The 19,152-nt window shown below is 48.9% G+C and carries 15 protein-coding genes and 2 tRNA genes; 10 read left to right on the top strand and 7 right to left on the bottom strand.

Features of this window, described 5'->3' with window-relative positions; translation table 11 throughout:
* Nucleotides 1-265: 265 nt before the first annotated feature.
* The 3 genes from dapA to ACEW9O_RS13665 form a co-directional block, all read right to left on the bottom strand.
* Nucleotides 266-1,165: a 4-hydroxy-tetrahydrodipicolinate synthase gene (gene dapA / locus ACEW9O_RS13655; RefSeq protein ID WP_373550730.1), complete on the bottom strand. Its 900-nt coding sequence runs from the start codon at nucleotides 1,163-1,165 to the stop codon at nucleotides 266-268.
* On the bottom strand, nucleotides 1,146-1,700 hold the full coding sequence (locus tag ACEW9O_RS13660) for a hypothetical protein (RefSeq protein ID WP_373550731.1): 555 nt from the start codon (nucleotides 1,698-1,700) through the stop codon (nucleotides 1,146-1,148). Before ACEW9O_RS13660 ends, dapA begins: the two co-directional genes overlap by 20 nt.
* Nucleotides 1,701-1,886: 186 nt before the next feature.
* Entirely contained in the window at nucleotides 1,887-2,858 is a 972-nt protein-coding gene (locus ACEW9O_RS13665) for an acetyl-CoA carboxylase carboxyltransferase subunit alpha (protein WP_373550732.1), read from the bottom strand.
* 266 nt (nucleotides 2,859-3,124) lie between these two features.
* Between ACEW9O_RS13665 and ACEW9O_RS13670 the strand changes: the two genes are divergently transcribed.
* Nucleotides 3,125-3,201, top strand: a tRNA-Asp gene (locus ACEW9O_RS13670).
* A gap of 69 nt (nucleotides 3,202-3,270) precedes the next feature.
* A tRNA-Asp gene (locus ACEW9O_RS13675) sits at nucleotides 3,271-3,344 on the top strand.
* A gap of 110 nt (nucleotides 3,345-3,454) precedes the next feature.
* Here the strand turns inward: ACEW9O_RS13675 and nadB are convergent.
* The 3 genes from nadB to gpmI form a co-directional block, all read right to left on the bottom strand.
* A complete protein-coding gene (gene nadB, locus ACEW9O_RS13680; RefSeq protein WP_373550733.1) occupies nucleotides 3,455-5,059 on the bottom strand; it encodes an L-aspartate oxidase in 1,605 nt (534 codons plus the stop codon).
* A gap of 49 nt (nucleotides 5,060-5,108) precedes the next feature.
* Complete coding sequence (locus ACEW9O_RS13685) at nucleotides 5,109-5,666, bottom strand: hypothetical protein (protein ID WP_373550734.1); 558 nt, start codon at nucleotides 5,664-5,666, stop codon at nucleotides 5,109-5,111.
* Nucleotides 5,667-5,880: 214 nt separating this feature from the next.
* The gene (gene gpmI / locus ACEW9O_RS13690) at nucleotides 5,881-7,413 is read right to left on the bottom strand and encodes a 2,3-bisphosphoglycerate-independent phosphoglycerate mutase (protein ID WP_373550735.1); all 1,533 of its coding nucleotides are present in this window, start codon (nucleotides 7,411-7,413) and stop codon (nucleotides 5,881-5,883) included.
* 375 nt (nucleotides 7,414-7,788) lie between these two features.
* On the opposite strand from gpmI, the gene ACEW9O_RS13695 reads away from it, so the two are divergent.
* The gene (locus ACEW9O_RS13695; RefSeq protein ID WP_373550736.1) at nucleotides 7,789-8,163 is read left to right on the top strand and encodes a DUF4783 domain-containing protein; all 375 of its coding nucleotides are present in this window, start codon (nucleotides 7,789-7,791) and stop codon (nucleotides 8,161-8,163) included.
* A gap of 88 nt (nucleotides 8,164-8,251) precedes the next feature.
* Here the strand turns inward: ACEW9O_RS13695 and ACEW9O_RS13700 are convergent, their stop codons facing one another.
* Nucleotides 8,252-9,301 (bottom strand): M42 family metallopeptidase, encoded by a 1,050-nt coding sequence (locus ACEW9O_RS13700; RefSeq protein WP_373550737.1) that lies wholly within the window; start codon nucleotides 9,299-9,301, stop codon nucleotides 8,252-8,254.
* A 225-nt stretch (nucleotides 9,302-9,526) separates the two neighbouring features.
* On the opposite strand from ACEW9O_RS13700, the gene ACEW9O_RS13705 reads away from it, so the two are divergent.
* From ACEW9O_RS13705 to ACEW9O_RS13735, 7 genes are all read left to right on the top strand, one after another.
* The gene (locus ACEW9O_RS13705) at nucleotides 9,527-10,651 is read left to right on the top strand and encodes a glycosyltransferase family 4 protein (RefSeq protein WP_373550738.1); all 1,125 of its coding nucleotides are present in this window, start codon (nucleotides 9,527-9,529) and stop codon (nucleotides 10,649-10,651) included.
* 4 nt (nucleotides 10,652-10,655) lie between these two features.
* Nucleotides 10,656-11,948 (top strand): PAS domain-containing sensor histidine kinase, encoded by a 1,293-nt coding sequence (locus ACEW9O_RS13710; RefSeq protein WP_373550739.1) that lies wholly within the window; start codon nucleotides 10,656-10,658, stop codon nucleotides 11,946-11,948.
* Between the two features lie 195 nt (nucleotides 11,949-12,143).
* Complete coding sequence (pgl, locus tag ACEW9O_RS13715; protein ID WP_373550740.1) at nucleotides 12,144-12,863, top strand: 6-phosphogluconolactonase; 720 nt, start codon at nucleotides 12,144-12,146, stop codon at nucleotides 12,861-12,863.
* Nucleotides 12,864-12,972: 109 nt separating this feature from the next.
* Nucleotides 12,973-14,769 carry an FAD-dependent oxidoreductase gene (locus ACEW9O_RS13720; RefSeq protein ID WP_373550741.1) on the top strand — a complete coding sequence of 599 codons (1,797 nt, stop codon included), beginning with the start codon at nucleotides 12,973-12,975 and terminating at the stop codon, nucleotides 14,767-14,769.
* Nucleotides 14,748-16,559, top strand: a complete 1,812-nt coding sequence (locus ACEW9O_RS13725; protein WP_373550742.1) for a 2-oxoacid:acceptor oxidoreductase subunit alpha — start codon at nucleotides 14,748-14,750, stop codon at nucleotides 16,557-16,559. Before ACEW9O_RS13720 ends, ACEW9O_RS13725 begins: the two co-directional genes overlap by 22 nt.
* A gap of 118 nt (nucleotides 16,560-16,677) precedes the next feature.
* Entirely contained in the window at nucleotides 16,678-17,727 is a 1,050-nt protein-coding gene (locus tag ACEW9O_RS13730) for a 2-oxoacid:ferredoxin oxidoreductase subunit beta (RefSeq protein WP_373550743.1), read from the top strand.
* A 240-nt stretch (nucleotides 17,728-17,967) separates the two neighbouring features.
* Nucleotides 17,968-19,128, top strand: a complete 1,161-nt coding sequence (locus ACEW9O_RS13735; protein ID WP_373550744.1) for a helix-turn-helix domain-containing protein — start codon at nucleotides 17,968-17,970, stop codon at nucleotides 19,126-19,128.
* The last annotated feature ends 24 nt before the right edge of the window (nucleotides 19,129-19,152 follow it).

Here is a 19,152-nt window from a genome sequence, read left to right on the forward strand (position 1 = left end):
GTCATGAGCTTTTGCACTTTCGTTTCCTCCAGCACAATCACAACGGCTTCAAGCTGATCGGCATCTTGGCTTGTGTGGCTCTTCCATCCACTAGGTTTTTTTTGCATTATATTTACCGCACGCCTCGTGGCGCACCAAAGGACACAAAGTTAGACGTTGACAAGTCTTTGTGTCCTTTGTGCTGTCTTTGTGTCCTTCGTGCCAATATGTCGCTTTGAGTCAATTTTGATAATGACTCCTATTGATGGCAAATAGCTGTGAGACCTCAGACCAAACTCAATTCCGGTACCAACGCCATCTCCTTTTTCAGATTCTGGAAATTGCCCTCCGAAAGTGGCACCAGCGGAATCCGCACCTCCTTACTACACAGCCCCAAAATCTCCATCCCTGCTTTCACTCCCACCGGATTGTTTTCGATGTACAACCAGGGATGAATGTCCAACAACTCGGCATTCAAGCGGGCGGCGGTGGCAAAATCGCCCTCCAGGGCGCTGCGCACCATCGCAGAAAAATGCGCAGGATACATATTGGCAATCACCGAAATGGCTCCATCGCCCCCGCAGGACATCATGGGTACCGTCAGTGGATCTTCGCCAGAGATCACCGCAAAATGTTCGGGGCGGTTTTTGAGGATTTTCATGGCCTGCTCCAGATTGCCAGAGGCTTCTTTAACCCCTGCAAATTTGTCGCTGCTTTCCGCCAGGCGGAGGATGGTTTCGGGTTTGACGTTGCTTCCTGTGCGCCCCGGGACGTTGTAAATGATAATAGGCACTGGTGAAATCCCGGCGACCTGCATGTAATGCTGGAAAATTCCCTCTTGTGGCGGTTTACTGTACGCCGGGCTGCTCGACATGATCGCGTCGAAACCTTCCAGATTGTAATTGCGGATCTTTTCTACCAGTGCCTCCGTAAAATTGCTGCCGAACAGACCGGCAACCAGTGGCTTGCGCCCCTTCACCACTTTGATGGTAAAATCAAATACCTCCCGACATTCCTTGCTGCTGAGCGTAATGGCCTCTCCAGTGGTGCCTAGCGACACCAGGTAGTCGACGCCCCCCTGGATGACATGCTCAATGATGGTTTCGAGGGCATCGTAATCTACTGCTTTGTTGCGAAAAGGGGTAACCAGTGCTACACCCGTTCCTCTAAACTTTGCTAGCCCCATGTTTGATATTTGTCTTGGTCAACAACTGCTCCATCTCGCGGATGAAGTCCATCACACTATTTTTATTGCGTACATCGATCATCAGATCGTAGCAGTAAATGTTATTGGTACTAGGGCCGATTTTGAGGTGGGCATTGGCCAGGGCGGAAATGTACTCCACGTGTTGATTGGTCAGGGGGTTGAGGGTGATCAGGATGTCGTAGGCACCTTGCAAGAAGGTTTCTACACTTTTACCCCCAGGGCGCAGCGCCCAATCGATGTTTTTGCGGTTGAAATAGCCAAAGGTGAAGTCGGGGCTTTCCTGCTTGCTGTCGAAAAAGCCGAGCAGTTTTACTTTTTTGCCCAATTTGCTCAATTTTTCAGCGTAGCTGAGCGCAGTTTGCCGTTTGTCGTTGTCGGTAGCGTCAAAAATGAGGCCAACGGTTTGTGCTTCTTCAAAATTCACCCTTTTAGGCTGCCGTACTTTTTGCAGTTGCAGTTTGCTTTTGAGGGTGCTGTTGCGAAAGTAGTTTTGAATATTGCGAATGATGTCCATTTGTTTTGCTTTGTAACGCAGAAAAGTTACTTCCCGATTTTTTGCGTCATACTATGTAGTAGGGCAAAAATAAGTGCTCATTTTTTCCTGAGCCAGAGGATTAGATAAGACACTTGAAATGAAACGTTTACTTATCTAATCCTCTGGCAAAATGATCACTTATTTTTTTATCGCCCCTATGTGGGCTTACTTTTCTTCAGTTTCATCAACGTATTCATATTCGCCCATGTTGGAATATTTTTCTACCCGTGCGTCGATGAGTTCATCAATGGTCATGGTTTTGAGCTCGGCCAAAGATTTTTTGATGGCTTCCTTCAGAATATAGGCCATTTCTTGAGGGGCAGAGTGCGCTCCACCAATGGGTTCTGGAATGATGCCATCAACCAGGCCGTTGGAGTACATGTTTTCTGCCGTCAATTTGAGGGCTTCCGCAGCTTGCTCTTTGTAGTCCCAGGTCCGCCACAGGATGGTGGAGCAGTTTTCGGGAGAAATCACCGAATACCAGGAATTTTCCAGCATGAATACTTTGTCTCCTAAGCCAATTCCAATCGCACCGCCCGAAGCACCTTCCCCAATGATCACACAAACGATCTGGGTTTTGAGTTGGGCCATTTCAAAAAGATTGCGGGCAATCGCCTCGGCTTGGCCGCGTTCTTCGGCTTCAAGCCCAGGAAAAGCGCCCGGAGTATCAATCAATGTAATGACCGGAAAACCAAAACGTTCAGCTATTTTCATCAGACGGAGTGCCTTGCGGTAACCATCGGGATTGGCCATGCCAAAGTTGCGGTATTGGCGCATTTTGGTGTTGGTTCCTTTTTGGTGCCCGAGGATCACTACGGTTTGTCCATCAATTTCGGCCAAGCCGCCCACAATGGCTTTGTCGTCTTTTACATAGCGGTCGCCGTGCAATTCGATGAACTTGTTGCACATCTCCTTAATGTAAAAGAGGGTATATGGCCGCTCAGGGTGGCGCGAAAGCTGCACTCTCTGCCAGCCGGAAAGGTTGTCATACAGTTCCTTGCGCTTGTCGGAAATTTTGGTCTCCAGGGCTTTGATCGACTCGGAAACGTCGATTTCTCCGCTAGCGCCGATTTCCTTGAGCTTTTCCAGTTGCTCGTACAATACTTCCAACGGCTTTTCAAACTCCAAAAAGACCATAGCTGTGCAATTAGATTAGAGGGGCAAAATTAACAATTACCTGTATCGAAAACGGAAAGCGCAGTTTTTTTTTATTTTTTGATGAAAATGAGTTGCAAGTTAGCGGAACTCACTTTACATTTGCAGCCACGCTAGCGAAAAGCGCCTGCGTGCGTTCCAGGGGTGCCAGATTTGCCGCCTCTGTTACCATATAAAGTTTCGATCTGTAGGGGCAATCCTACGTGATTGCCCCTACAGTGGGCAACCACATAGGGTTGCCCCAACATGGTTCGGTAGTTCAGTTGGTTAGAATACCTGCCTGTCACGCAGGGGGTCGCGGGTTCGAGTCCCGTCCGGACCGCCAACATCGTAGGGGCAATCCTTTGTGATTGCCCAGTACGAAAGAAAGTAGATCGAAACGAAAAACACCGTTGGTTCGGTAGTTCAGTTGGTTAGAATACCTGCCTGTCACGCAGGGGGTCGCGGGTTCGAGTCCCGTCCGGACCGCAAAAAGCTCAACGTAAAGTTGGGCTTTTTTTGTTTGTATTGGCTCAAAAGCAAAAGCCTCCAAAGTTAATAACTTGGAGGCTTTTACTTTTTAAGCTGATTTCATCGGATTAAATCACATTCGCCTGCAAGAACCCCGCCTTCTCCGGATAATCCGTGGTGTAATGTAAGCCCCGGCTCTCCTTGCGCAACCTCGCCGAACGGGTAATCAAGTACGCAATCGTGATCAAATTCCGCAGTTCGCACAATTGTGGACTAATGGTCGTGGTATTGTAAATTTCTTCCGTTTCCTCGTACAGCAGTTCCAGGCGATCCAGCGCCCGTTTGAGGCGCACATTGGAGCGGACAATGCCCACGTAGCTACTCATGATTTCCTTTAGTTCCTTGATGCTTTGGGTGATGAGTACCATTTCTTTGGGGTCGGTGGTGCCGCCCGCATTCCAGTCGGGGATGCCTTTTTGGATGCTCCACTGGTCGATTTTGGGCAAAACGTCCGCAGCAATGCGGTGGGCAAAAACCATCGCCTCCAGGAGTGAGTTGGAAGCCAGGCGATTGGCCCCGTGCAAGCCGGTGGAGGTACATTCCCCCACGGCATACATGCGCTCAATGGAGGTTTGACCCAAATCGTCTACCTTGATCCCGCCACACATGTAATGGCACGCCGGGGCTACCGGGATCATGTCCTTCATGGGATCGATGCCGATGCTTTTGCACTTGTCATAAATGGTTGGAAAATGGGCCACAAAATCCTCGTGATTCAGGTGCCGACAGTCGAGGTACATACAGTCTTCCCCCCGAACTTTCATTTCATTGTCGATGGCGCGAGCCACAATGTCGCGGGGTGCCAGCGATTTGCGCTCGTCGTATTTCTGCATGAACTCCTCCCCTTCCTTGGTTTTGAGGATGCCCCCAAATCCACGTACCGCTTCCGATACCAAAAACACCGGATTGTCCCCACCCGGGTGATACAAGGAAGTAGGGTGGAATTGTACAAACTCCATGTTTTCGGTCCAACCCTTGGCCCGATAAGCCATCGCAATCCCGTCACCGGATGCGATCACCGGATTCGTAGTTGCCCGGTACACCTGCCCAGCGCCACCTGTAGCCACAACCGTCGCCCGCGCCAGGATGGTTTCAATGACGTTGTTTTTTTTGTTCAGGGCATAGGTCCCATAACACTGAATGTCCTGCTTGAGGCGGGTAACCGAATGCCCCAAGTGGTGTTGGGTAATCAGGTCGATGGCAAAATAGTGCTCGTAAATGGTGATGTTGGGGAATTCGTCGGTTTTGGTCATTACCGCCCGCTGCATCTCCCAACCTGTGAGGTCTTTGTAGTGCAGGATGCGTTTTTCGGAGTGGCCTCCTTCCCGCGCCAGGTCATATTCGATGGCGTCCTTTTTTTTATCAAATCTGGCCCCCCAATCAATGATGTCTTGCACCCGATCGGGCCCTTCGGAAACCACGATGTCGACAATTTTTTCATCACACAGCCCGTCGCCGGCATCCAGGGTATCCTCCTTGTGTTTGGTATAAGAGTCCACCTCAACATCCCATACTGCCGCCACCCCACCTTGGGCATAGCGGGTATTGCTTTCCCCCTCAATGGTTTTGGTGAGTACAGTGATGGATAAATCTGGGCGTGCTTCGGCAATTTTGATGGCGGTGCTTAGCCCGCCGATGCCAGAGCCAATGATTAGAACGTCGGTTTCGATCATGTGATTTAGGTTGAATGAACTTCTAAACAAATAGATTCCTAAGATAGCCTTATTCTTTAAACTCCACCTCTATCCCCATCGTATCCTCCCCAGCCAGGCGCATTTGCTGTTTGCCGTGTACCTGATACCCTCTTCCTGGTACGTATTGCAATTCCTGCCAGGTATTGGCCATGATGCTTTTTAGATGGTTTTTGATGGCGATTTGTGCGACTTGATTTTGATCAAAAGAAATTGCGATTTTTTGCGTTTTGAGCTGATCATCGAGGGCTTTATAGGTAATCGAGCGGATTTCAGTGCCTTCTCTTATGGTATCAGCCTGGTATTTTTCCCGCCAGGACAATTTATTGATGTCCGAATGCACAAACACGGCTAACTCTTTTTCGTAGTCGAGTTTTTGATTGGGCAATACATCTGCTTTTTCGTTGTACTTGACCGTTTTGTGGGCTTTGATTTCGGCGCTGTTGAGTTGCTTGATTTCTGCGTTGAAAAATCCGGCTAGATCGAAAAAGTAGGGGTCTTCTTGTTTGGTAGTAGCATTTGTAGAGTCGCTGGCATTACAACTCACTAGTAGGGCAAGAACAAGTACTCCAAGGATGTATTTTGGCATGAGTCGATTTTTTTCACATAAACACTATAGGCAAATCCTGGGTTGTACCTGGTGAAGGTTCTTTTAGCCACAGAGGCGCAAAGACACTACGATTTTTTTTTAAAGAAGCCAAATCGGCATTTTTTTAACACAAAGGAAAAAATTAAGCGGCACAAAGAACACCAAGTTAGACGTTGACAACGCTTGGTGCCCTTTGCGACTTCATGGCTGAAGACTAGCGCTCGATCAGTATCTCACCCGTCATCTCCGCTGGAGCAGGAACGCCCATCAAGTTGAGAATGGTAGGAGCAATATCCGCCAATTTTCCGGCCTTTACCCTGGCGCTAGCAGCTTGAGCACTGGCGTAAATGATCGGAACTGGGTTCTTGGTATGGGCAGTATTGGGTGTCCCATCCTCGTTGATCATGTAGTCGGAGTTCCCGTGATCGGCGATGATGATGCAATCGTAGTCGTAATCCAGGGCAGTATTGATCAGCTTGTTCATGCAAGAATCAACCGTTTCTACGGCTTTCATGGCTGCAGAAAATATCCCAGTATGGCCCACCATATCGGCATTGGCGTAGTTGAGGCAAATGAAATCGGGTTGATGCTGGACGATATCCGTTACAATCGCATCTGTAATGCCTGCCGCGCTCATTTCGGGCTGTAGGTCATAAGTGGCTACCTTGGGTGAAGGCACCAGCAGTCGGCGCTCACCCTCAAAAGGCTCTTCCCGACCCCCGTTGAAGAAAAAGGTGACGTGGGGATATTTTTCGGTCTCAGCAATGCGTACCTGGGTTTTGCCTGCTTTGGACAATACTTCGCCCAGGGTGTTGCGCAGGTTGTCATTGTGGAAAATGACGTCCACGTTTTGGTACGTTTCGTCATAACTGGTCATGGTGACGTAGTGCAGGTTCAGTTTGTGCATGCCAAAGTCGGGGAAATCTGTTTGGGTCAAAACCTGCGAAATTTCCCGTGGGCGGTCGGTGCGGAAGTTGAAACACAGCAGGGAATCGCCATCCTGAATTTTGGCCAAAGCCTGCCCTTGTGCATCGGTGCACAGGATGGGTTTGATGAATTCGTCCGTTTCATGGGCGGCGTAGCGTGCAGCGAAGGTATTGATGACATCGGTAGTGGCTTCACCCAGGCCATTGACCATCAGGTCGTAAGCCAGTTTGATCCGCTCCCAACGTTTGTCGCGGTCCATAGCATAATAGCGCCCTACTACAGAAGCCAGTTTGGTCGCTTTATTCGCAGTATAGTCAACGATTTCTTGTAGAAAACCCAGGCCACTTTTGGGGTCACAATCGCGCCCATCCGTAAAAGCGTGGATAAAAGCCTGCTTCAAGCCCTGTTCTTCCACAATATCGATGATGGCTTTGAGGTGGTTGATGTGCGAATGTACCCCACCGTCGGATACCAGACCCATGATGTGGAAGGGTTTGCCATTGTTTTTGGCGTATTGAATGGCCTTGAGCAGGGTTGGATTTTGGTTGAGTGTGCGCTCCCGGACAGCTTTGTTGATGCGGGCCAATTCTTGGTACACTACCCGGCCAGCACCGATGTTGAGGTGTCCCACTTCCGAGTTGCCCATTTGCCCATCGGGCAAACCCACCAATTCGCTGTGGGTCACGAGGGTGGCATGGGGGTATTGTTGATATAAAGCATCTACAAAAGGAGTATTGGCTTGTGCAATAGCATCAGCGGCGGGTACTTGTCCCAAGCCCCATCCATCCATAATGACCAGAAGAACTTTTTTTGTGCTCATGTTTGGTTTATCGTCTAGTTGAATACCTATAAAAAGGATTTTGCGCCGAAATTAACACAAGCAACTGATAGTTAAAGCGCAGAAATCCTTTTTCTCTCATAAAACAATGCAAAGAATAAAAAAGACGTTCTGTATTTGACTGTTCAAAAAAAAAATGTTACTATCACCCGACGATTGCGTCAAAAGTGAGAAAACAAGTGGAAGTGCAAGCTGCCGGGATTCGGGATCAAACGAGGAACGAATCAAGGTGCTCAAAACACTTCCAGCTGAACCAAACGTGAAGGAGGTAAATCATGATGATGAAACTCTACTTTTTCAAGGTCGATCGGTCTCTTTAAAACCAAGCGGTCGGCCTCAACCCATAAAAGGACGACTATGAAAAGCATGTTCATATTGCTGGTAACCCTGATGATCTGGGATCAGCTCGCTCTCGACAACATCACCAAAGCCATCAGCACGGGTAACGTGACTGCTTTGGAACCATACCTGGACAAATCGGTAGAAATTGCCATTTTGGAACAGGAGAACGTGTACGGCAAAACTGAAGCCATACAAATTCTGAAAACCTTCTTTGGCAAAAACAAACCACAAACCTTCAGCCAAATGCACACGGGCCAATCCAAAGGAAAAGAAGCCCAGTACAGCATTGGTAACCTGACCACTACTGCGGGTACGTTCCGCGTATACATCTATGCAAGGGTGGAAGGGGACAAGTACTTTGTGCAGGAACTGAGGTTTGATAAAGAGTGAAGAGTGAAGAGTGAAGAGTGAAAAAATACAGTGCACGGTGGAATCCAAATGGTGTACCTGCTTTTCACTCTTCACTTTTCACTTTTCACTATCTAAACTCCCAATTGTACTCATCCAAATGCTGCAAAGCCACAATCAGCAAGTCAGTACAATGTTGAATATCCTCCTTGTTCGCCATTTCGATTGTTTGGTGAATGTGCCGCAAGGGAATTGAAATCGCTCCCGCAATTGCTCCTTTTTTACCATAACGTTGTACTCCGGCCGTATCGGTGCCGCCCGCTGGCAAAATCTCAGGTTGCCAGGGAATATTGTGTTGATCCGCTATTTCTTTCAGGTAACGTACCATGCGGTAATCCGAAATTACACTTCCATCCAGAATTTTAATGCCTGCACCTCTACCTAATTTGGTGACGGCTTCCTGAGCCTGCGCGCCAGGGGTGTCAAAAGCAATGGTCACATCCAGTCCAAATCCAAAATCGGGATCGATGCCATGCGCGGCGGAGATGGCCCCGCGTAAGCCTACTTCCTCCTGGACGGTAAATACGGCATAGATGTCGTAAGGGACTTCTTGATCCTTCAGTGTACGCAGGGTTTCGAGCAGAATGAACACCGAAACCCGATTGTCCAGCGATTTGCTGTTGACGCAATCCCCCATTTCAATGAGTTCCCGCTCACGAGTGACCGAGTCGCCAATCGAAACAATTTTCAGCACTTCTTCCTTGCGCATGCCCAAATCGATGTAATAATCGGTGATGGGCACCACTTTACTGCGCTCTTCGGGCTTCATCAGGTGAATGGGTTTAGAGCCCATTACACCGATCACATCTTTTTTGCCGTGTACAATGACCCGTTGAGAAGTTAAGGTTTTGGGGTCAAAACCACCGAGGGGATGGAAAAAAAGGAAACCTTCGTCATCAATATGGTTGACAATGAAGCCAATCTCATCGAGGTGGGCGGCAATCATGGCGCGTTTGCGCTCCTTCCCTCTTTTGACAGCAATGACGTTGCCCATGTTGTCGACGCTCACTTCATCGGCCAAACCTTCAAGTTCTTTCAGCACCAATTGGCGGATGCGGTGTTCAAAACCCGGTGCACCGGGGGTTTCACAAATGCGTTTAAGCAATTGAATGTTAATCATAGTAATGTTTGTGTTAACCTCTCAATACAATATAATGGTATTGAAAACAAGTTTTCTGTCAAGTGAATACATTTCAGATGGGACTACTTCAGTACCGGGAAGAGCAAAGTGTGTGGAATAAGGATCTATACTTATTTACTTTGGGTAACGGGAAAAAACGCTTTGAACGCGTAAATTTAACCAAATTTGTGCGAGTTGTATAAGAACGATTAAAAATCAATAAAGTTGAAAATAGCCATCAATGCCCGCTTCTTACAGACGGGCAATCTGGAGGGAATCGGCTGGTATACTTATGAAATGTGCAAACGTTGGGTATACAATCACCCCGAAGATCAGTTCGTTTTCATCTATGACCGTCCCCAAAGCGAATGGCTAATCACCGGAGAAAATGTAAAATCGGTGGTGATAGGCCCCAAAGCCCGGCATTTTTTCTCCTTCTGGTACTGGTTTGATGTACAGATTCCCAAAATATTGAGGGAGGAGCAAGTGGATGTCTTTTTTTCGCCCGACAATTTTTTGAGCCTCCGAACGGACATTTCAACTGTACTGACCACCCACGACATTGCCCATTTCCATTACCCCCGGCAAGTTGCCTGGATGCATCGGCCTTATTATCGATTGTTTATCCCCAGGTTTTTAAAAAAAGCTACCCACATTGTTTGTGTGGCTGAGCACGGCAAAACTGATCTGATTGCCCATTATCAGGTACCTGCGGAAAAAATTACCGTAGTTCCGAATGGTACCCGTGCCATTTTCCAGCCCTTGAGCGATGCCGAAAAAGCGCGCGTGAAAGCCGAGTTCAGCAAGGGTGTAGATTATTTTTTCTTTCTGGGTGCCATCCATCCGCGTAAAAACGTGCTGGGGCTACTGCGGGCTTATGAGTTGTTTCGGGAAAAAAGTGGGGCTCCCGTAAAGCTATTAATCGCTGGGAAACTAGCCTGGCAGGTGGAAGAAATTACCTCAGCACATGCCGCTTCAAGTTACCGGGACGACATCCTCTTTTTGGGTTACCTGCCCGAAGAAACGGCAGCCCAACTGATGGCTTCAGCCCTGGCGCTGACCTATCTTTCTTTTTTTGAAGGGTTTGGACTTCCCGTTTTGGAAGCCCTGTGTACCGATACTCCGGTGATTACCTCCAACACCTCTTCCTTGCCCGAAGTGGCCGGAGATGCTGCGCTATTGGTCGATCCCCAGCGGGTGGAAGACATTGCTGAGGCGATGTTGCGCATCTGGAGTGAACCGGATTTGCGGGGGGATTTGGTCAAAAAAGGCCAAATTCAACGCCAACAGTTCTCCTGGGATAAAGCTGCCACCGATATCTATACTATTCTGCAAGCAGTAAAAAAATAACACCATGAATTTGCGGATCAAATACGTCCTTTTGATTCTCGTTTTGCACGGGGTAATCATTTACCTGGCCTTCAGGGTGCTGTATGAAAACAAAATCATTTTCATTGCCTCCGAGCTATTGGTGTTGGTGTCGCTGTATTTTTCTTATGCCATATTCCGGGATGTACATCGCCCCCTCCAGCATATTTTATCAGGTATTGAGGCCATTCGGGATCAGGATTTTTCCATCACTTTCCGGCCTACGGGCAATCGGGAAGTGGACGAGCTCATCGCCGTGTACAACAGCATGATCGAGCAACTGCGCGTCGAACGCACCCAATTGGCGGAGCAGCATTATTTTTTGGAAAAATTGATCAAAGCTTCACCCATTGCCATTTTGATCCTGGATTTTGATGACCATTTGAGTGAAATCAACCCCAAGGCTCAAGATTTACTAGGCTTGTTGCCCCTGGAGCAAAGTTGGCACAATCGGCCCCTGGCTACACTGGCTCATCCGCTGATTCCTCACTTGATCCCCTTAAAAAACGGCGACCACCAAACCATCGCCATCAACGGAATCGAAACTTATAAGGTGCAACGCTCTTTTTTTATGGATCGGGGCTTTCAGCGCCCTTTCATCATGGTGGAAGAACTCAGCGAAGAACTGCTGGCTTCCGAAAAAAAGGCCTACGGCAAAGTGATCCGCATGATGGCGCATGAAGTGAACAACACGGTGGGGGCCATCAATTCCATTATCGACAGCACGCAACGTTACCTGCTTAAACAAGAAGAAAATCAATTCTCCGCTGCCCTGGCCGTAGCTCACACCCGCAACGAACGCCTCAATTTGTTCATGCGCCGCTTTGCGGATGTGGTGCGCCTGCCGCAGCCACAGTTGGATTACCGGGATTTTAATGGGGTATTGCAGGATACTATGGCACTTTACCAGCCTTTATTTGTAGAAAAAGGGGTACAACTGAGTTTTACACCTTCGTCGCAGCCTGTGCGGGTGCGGATGGATGTACAACAAATGGAGCAGGTACTGATCAACATCCTCAAAAATGCCCTGGAGGCATGTGTGGCTGGACAGCAGGTGGAAGTGGTCTTGGCGGCAAACAGTTTGAGCATTCGCAACAATGGCGCTCCAATTCCCAAGGGCAATGAGCACCTTTTATTTACACCCTTTTTCAGCAACAAAACCGAAGGCCAAGGGATTGGATTGACCTTGATTCGGGATATTTTGATGGGGCATGGCTGGAAGTTTTCGTTGCGGACGGAGGAGGATGGGTGGACTTGGTTCAGGATTTGGTGGGGGTAGCTTTTTTTATTTTTAAAATAATATTCGGCATAAGCCGACAGCAATAGACAATAAAACTTGTCCATAGGGTGATATTCTTTTTTTAATCTTCAGGGCAATATACATCCAAAATTAGTTAATAATGTCATACCTCTCTTGTTAAATTTGAAGCACATTTTCGGCTTTCCTTCCCTATCTTTACCCCAAATCCAAACAATGACGCTCACTACACACAACACTTTCCCCTCCGTAGCTGAATTGACCAGCACTTTTGCCGATTGGCTCGGTGAGTTGGTCGCCTCCAAAGACAGCTTCTCCATCGCCTTGTCCGGTGGCCGTACCCCCATCTTTATTTTCGACTATCTGGTGGCCAACTACCGCGACAAAATTGAGTGGCAAAAAATCAAGTTTTACTGGGGTGACGAGCGTTGTGTGTCGCCAGAAGATGAAGAGAGCAACTACCGGGCTGCCATGGAGCATCTTTTGCAACCCCTGGGTATTCCCGCTGCCAACATCTTCCGCATCCAGGGCGAAGATGATCCTGCGGACGAAGCGCTACGCTACGCACAAGTCTTGCGCGACACCCTACCTATCGTGAATGGTGTACCCCAATTGGATTTGGTGCTCCTGGGCATGGGTGCAGATGGGCACACTGCCTCCATTTTCCCCAATCGCCTGGATTTATTGGCTTCTGCTCGGGTTTGTGAAGCCGTTACCCATCCCGAATCCGGCCAGGCTAGGGTGACCCTGACCATGCAAGTCATCAATCGCGCTGAACGGGTGGTGTTTTTGGTCACCGGTGCCGACAAAACTGAAAAAGTAAAACTCATTACCGGGGGCAAACAAAACGCCAAACTTTTCCCCTCGACCTACGTCAACCCCACCAGCGGACAATTATATTGGCTTTTTGACCAGGCAGCCAATCCAAAACCATAGCATATTTGGTCGAAAACAAAAAACAGTATTTTTCTTAAGTTTGGGTGATTATTTCCAAACAAGGTTGCTATATTGGGTCGGTTTCTAAAATTTATACAAACAATAAGCATTGCGACCTACAGACATAACCGATCCTGAATATTTCCACAAAGTTGTGGATTGTCAGTATGCCTGCCCAGCGCATACACCCGTACCGGAGTATATCCGATTGATTGCGGCCGAACGTTACACCGAAGCCTACATGGTCAATTGGGAGTCGAACGTTTTTCCTGGTGTATTGGGACGTACCTGCGACAGGCCTTGTGAACCCGCGTGCCGACGTGGCCGGGTTGATGAAGAACCCGTGGCCATTTGCCGCCTCAAGCGGGTAGCTGCCGATAACAAAGGCGATGTGCAAGCCTGGCTGCCAGAAATTCCACTGATCAAAAACGGCAAAAAAATTGCCTTGATCGGGGGTGGCCCAGCTTCCTTGACCGTTGCCCGTGACCTGGCCCCGCAAGGTTACGAAATCCACCTCTTCGACGAACAAATCGCTGGAGGAGGGATGATGCGCAGCCAAATTCCAAGTTTCCGCTTGCCCGAAACGGTGCTCAACGAGGAGGTGAACTTCGTCCTCGACATGGGCATCCATACGCATTTCAAAACCTACGTTTCCAGTTTGCGCGAGGTGCTCAATCAGGGCTACGACGCCGTGTTTGTAGGTACTGGTGCCCCTAGAGGCCGCGACCTCAACATTCCTGGTCGTGAAGAAGGGAAAGCCAACATCCACATCGGGATCGAATGGCTAGCCAGTGTAGCTTTTGAACATACCGCCAAAATTGGCAAAAAAGTGATTGTACTCGGTGGTGGGAATACCGCCATGGACTGTTGCCGGACTTCCCGCCGTTTGGGTGGTGACGAGGTGAAAGTAGTGGTGCGCAGCCCCTTTGCGGAGATGAAAGCTTCGCCCTGGGAAAAAGAAGACGCGCAACACGAAGACATTCCAATTCTGGACAACCATGTACCCAAGGAATTTGTGGTAGAAAATGGTCGCCTGGTCGGCATGCGCTTTGAAAAAGTAAAGGCCGTTTACGATGAAAAAGGCAAACGTTCGCTCGTACCCACGGGTGAGCCGCTGGTATACATTGAAGCGGATGACGTACTGATTGCCATCGGTCAGGAAAATACTTTCCCCTGGATCGAGCGCGACCTGGGCCTGGAGTTTGACAATTGGGGCATGCCCGTGGTATCGCGCAAAACCTTCCAATCTACCCTGGATCAGGTATTCTTTGGTGGTGACGCGGCTTTTGGGCCAGAAAATGTGATCACTGCCGTAGCCCACGGCCACCACGCCGCAGTGTCGATCGACCTGTATTGCCAGGACAAGGATGTACAAGTACGCCCTTCGCCGCTGACCAATTTGGTGAGCCAAAAAATGGGCATCCACGAATGGACTTACGACAGTATAGTCGTCAACGACGATCGGTACAAAGTCCCTCACGCGGAAAAGCAAAAGACCCTCAAGGATCGCAAGGTTGAGGTGGAATTGGGTTTCGCCAAAGACACAGGTTTTAAAGAAGCCCAGCGTTGTTTGAACTGCGATGCACAAACCGTATTTTATACCAATCGCTGCATAGAATGTGACGCTTGTGTAGACATTTGTCCTACTTCCTGCATTACGTTCACTGACAATGGAGAAGAGGAGGACCTGCGCACACGCCTCAACGCCCCCGCCATTAATCTTTCCCAGGACTTGTACATCTCCGATCTGTTGCCTCAAACCAAAAGGGTGATGGTCAAGGACGAAGACGTATGCCTGCACTGTGGTCTTTGCGCCGAGCGCTGCCCCACAGCTGCCTGGGACATGCAGAAATTTTTATATTCAACGAGTAAAGCCAGTAATGTATGCGGAGTGTTGCAGCTGTAAACGACTTTGTAGTACGTTTCGCCAACGTCAACGGCACCGGTTCGGCGAGTGCCAATAACATGTTTGCCAAGGCAGTGTTCCGCATGGGCTTGCCTTTTTCGGCCAAAAACATCTTTCCTTCCAATATTCAGGGTTTGCCTACCTGGTACGAAGTACGCATCAGCGAAAAGGGCTACCTGGGACGCCGCGATGACATCGATTTGATGGTGTGCATCAACCCACAAAGTTTGCCGCAGGACGTCAAATCGGTCAGGTCCGGAGGTTATTTTGTGTACGACAGTACCAAAATCCTGCACCCGGAGTTTGTCCGCCCAGACATCACCTACATCGGCATTCCGATGATGGAAATTTGCCTGCGTGAATACACCGATCCCCGCCAGCGGCAGTTGTTCAAAAACATGATCTACGTCGGCGCACTGTCGATGTTGCTCAACATGGATTTTGAGGTCTTCAAAGGCATCATCGCCGATGAATTTAAAAAGAAGGAAAAACTGATCGCGCCCAACATCCATGCCATGGAACTGGGGCGCAACTACGTGGCTGAGCATTACGAGTATCCCTTGCCTATCCGTATGGAAACCCGCGATTTGGTGGGCGATAGCATCCTGATGGACGGAAACTCGGCCTGTGGCTTGGGGGCCGTATATGGAGGGGCTACCGTAGCCGCCTGGTATCCGATCACGCCTTCTACTTCCTTGGTGCAGGCTTTTGAAAAATACGCCAATCGCTTGCGGATTGATAAGGAGACGGGCAAAAAGAAATTTGCTGTAGTCCAGGCGGAAGACGAACTGGCCGCCATCGGGGTAGCCATCGGCGCCAACTGGAACGGTGCACGCTCTTTTACCGCCACGAGTGGCCCCGGGGTGTCTTTGATGAACGAGTTTTTGGGCCTGGCTTATTTCGCTGAAATCCCAGTGGTGTTGACCGACGTACAACGTTCGGGCCCTTCCACGGGGATGCCTACCCGCACCCAGCAATCGGATATTCTGCTGGCTGCCTATGCTTCGCATGGGGATACCAAACACATACTCTTGTTTCCGGCAAATCCTAAGGAGTGTTTTGAAATACAAGCCTTGTCTTTCGATTTGGCAGATCGTTTACAAACGCCCATCCTGGTCATGATTGATCTCGACCTGGGCATGAACGAGCACCTTTCGCAACCCTTGAAGTGGGACGACAATCGGAAATACGACTGGGGCAAGGTATACGACGCGGAGGAACTGGAGCAAATGGCCCAATATGGTCGCTACCTCGATTCCGACGGCGACGGCATCACTTACCGCACCATTCCGGGGACGCACCCCACCAAAGGTTCGTTTTTTACCCGGGGCACCTCGCGTGATGAATACGCTCGTTATACTGAAGATGGATCGGTTTATGTACGCAACATGAACCGGTTGCTCAAAAAATGGGATACGGCCAAAGAAATCATCCCGCAGCCGGAGTTTTACCAGCAGGGCAACCAACAGAAGGAAGGGGTCATCTTTTTTGGGACCACCACCGACTCGGCACTGGAAGCCCTGGATTTGTTGCGTGAAGATGGAATTGAACTGGACGCCATGCGCCTCTTGTCCTTTCCTTTTTCCAAACAAGTCGAAGACTTTGTACAAGCACACGAGCGCATCTACGTCATTGAACAAAACCGCGACGCGCAAATGCGCAGTTTGCTGATCAATGAACTGGAAGTGAATCCGGCTAAGCTGATTCGAGTCCTGAATTTTGATGGCATGCCGATTACGGCGGCTTATATTCAGGGGGAAATCATGGAAAAAATGGTTGAGAAGGTTTAGAGCGGTTGAGAAGGTTGAGATGCGGCACTTCGACTTCGCTCTGTGACCACTTCTAAACCTTCCTCAACTTCCCTCAACCTTCTCAACCCTTAAATCAACTTTTCAACTTTCTCATCATATGACTTACGTAAAACCTTCATTCCGCCACCCCGAGCTGCCCAAAAATGACTTGGGCTTTACGAAAAAAGACTACGAGGGTGCCATTTCGACCCTCTGTGGCGGTTGTGGTCACGACTCCATCAGTGGCTCCATTACGCAGGCCTGTTTTGAAATGTCGATTGCGCCCCACCGCTTGGCCAAGTTGTCGGGCATTGGTTGTTCTTCCAAAACACCTACCTACTTCCTGGGCAATTCGCACGGCTTCAACTCCGTACACGGGCGGATGCCTTCGGTAGCCACAGGGGCGAATCTGGCTAACCGCGATTTGATTTACATGGGCGTATCCGGCGACGGCGACACGGCCAGTATCGGGATGGGGCAGTTCGTGCATGCGGTACGCCGCAACCTGAATGTGGTCTACATCGTGATGAACAACGGCTGTTACGGACTCACGAAAGGGCAAGACTCGGCGACAGCTGATGTGGGTTCGATTAGCAAAAACGGCATGAATCAATTTCAAGCCATCGACTTACCTGCTCTGGCCCTGGAATTGGGTGCTTCCTTTGTGGCCCGCAGTTTTTCGGGGGATAAAACCCAGCTGATTCCCTTGATCAAAGCGGCGATTTCGCACCATGGTTTTGCCTTGATCGATGTCATTTCTCCTTGTGTAACCTTCAACAACAATACAGGCTCTACCAAAGCCTATGATTATGTCCGCGAACACATCACAACTGCCGATGTGATCGATTACGTACCTCCAGGTGAAGAGATCACGATGGACTACGCCGAGGGCACGTCTGCCGATTTGACCCTGCACGATGGCTCAATGCTGCAACTGACCAAATTGGCCCCCAACTGGGATCCACGGGATAAACTAGCTGCCATGCAACGCATTTACCTATCGCGCGTCAAGCAGGAAATCCTGACGGGTTTGTTGTACATCAACCCGGATACTCAGGATTTGCACGATTTGATTGGTACGGTGGCTACACCGCTAAATGAGTTGATGGAGGAGGATTTGTGCCCGGGGAGTGAAACGTTGGAGGACATCAATAGGAGTTTGCGGTAAGCGGCACCACATTGTAAGTATTCCAAAGCGACATATTAGCACAAAGGACACCAAGGGAGCACAAAGGACACAAAGTTAGACATTGACGATCTTTGTGTCCTTTGTGCTCCCTTGGTGTCCTTTGTGCTAAAAAATGCCGCTTGGAGAAAAATTCCTGGAGTTCTTTTTTGTTTTGTTTAAACATTGGGATAACGACTACGTTTTACCTTGGTTTTACAACCTTCGTTACCCTCTTCACCCATGCAATTCGACTTCACACCCAAGAGCGGCCTCCTGCTCATTTTTTTCGTCCACGGCCTGGTTTTTTGTTTTTTACTCCTCAAAAAAGGCTGGCAACACCAGGACAAGGCAAGTCTGTGGTTGAGCCTGTTTGTTTTTTTATGCGCGATGTACATTGCACCGTTTATGTTGGGCTACGCGGGCTGGTATTCCCGGGAGTTTAGCCGCAACATCATGTTTTATGTCCCTTTTCAACAATTGTTACTCATCGGGCCAGTGATCTATTTTTACACCCAAAGTTTGTTGAATAAGTCTTTTAAACTCAGCAAAAAAAACCTTTGGCACTTCCTCCCTGCCCTGGCTTATTTTATGTACACCCTCATCGTTTTTGTCACTGATAAACTCATTCTGCATCAATATTACTTTTATGCCGATGGTCGGGATATGGATCTCGATCCCTGGTATCAGGTGGCTGGTTTGGTTTCGATGCTGGTGTATTTGTACCTGAGTTTGCGGTACTATGCGGTGTACAAGAGGATTGCGTTTGAGGTGGTTAGTTTTGCAGATTCTATTTTGTTCAACTGGATTCAGCGCTACCTCCTAGCGCTTTTGCTGATTTCATTGTTGCGGGTGTTGTTTTTTATTTTGAACCCGGAATGGGGCGAATTTGGCAGTAAGTTCTGGTACTACCTCTGTTTTTCCATTTTGTTCTACTACATCACCATCAGCGGCTATGCCAATTCGGTGCAGTCGGTGATTCCACTGGAAGCGGCATTAGCTTATCAGGAAACACCAGTGCAGCTTCCAGAAAAAGAGAGCAGAGAGCCTAGCGAGTTGGTCAATTTGCCAGAGTGGAAGGATAAAATTGTGCAAATGATGCAAGCAGAACTGCTGTTTGAAAACCCTAACCTCACTTTAACCGATGTTGCGGAAAAGCTCAAGACCAACCCCAAACAGGTGTCTCAAATCGTGAATCAAGGCTTTCAACTCAATTTCAACGACTTTGTGAATCAGTACCGCACCGAGGCCATCCTGGAAAAATTTCAACAGGGGGAACACCGCCAGAAAACCCTGCTGGCCCTCGCCCTGGAATGTGGCTTCAACTCCAAATCGACTTTTAACCGTGCTTTTAAAAAAAGTACTGGCCTCTCCCCACAGCACTACCTGAAAAATCAAGCTTGAAATGGGTGCCAAATCTGGATTTGG

This window comes from Haliscomenobacter sp. (assembly GCF_041740695.1).
Lineage (GTDB): Bacteria > Bacteroidota > Bacteroidia > Chitinophagales > Saprospiraceae > Haliscomenobacter.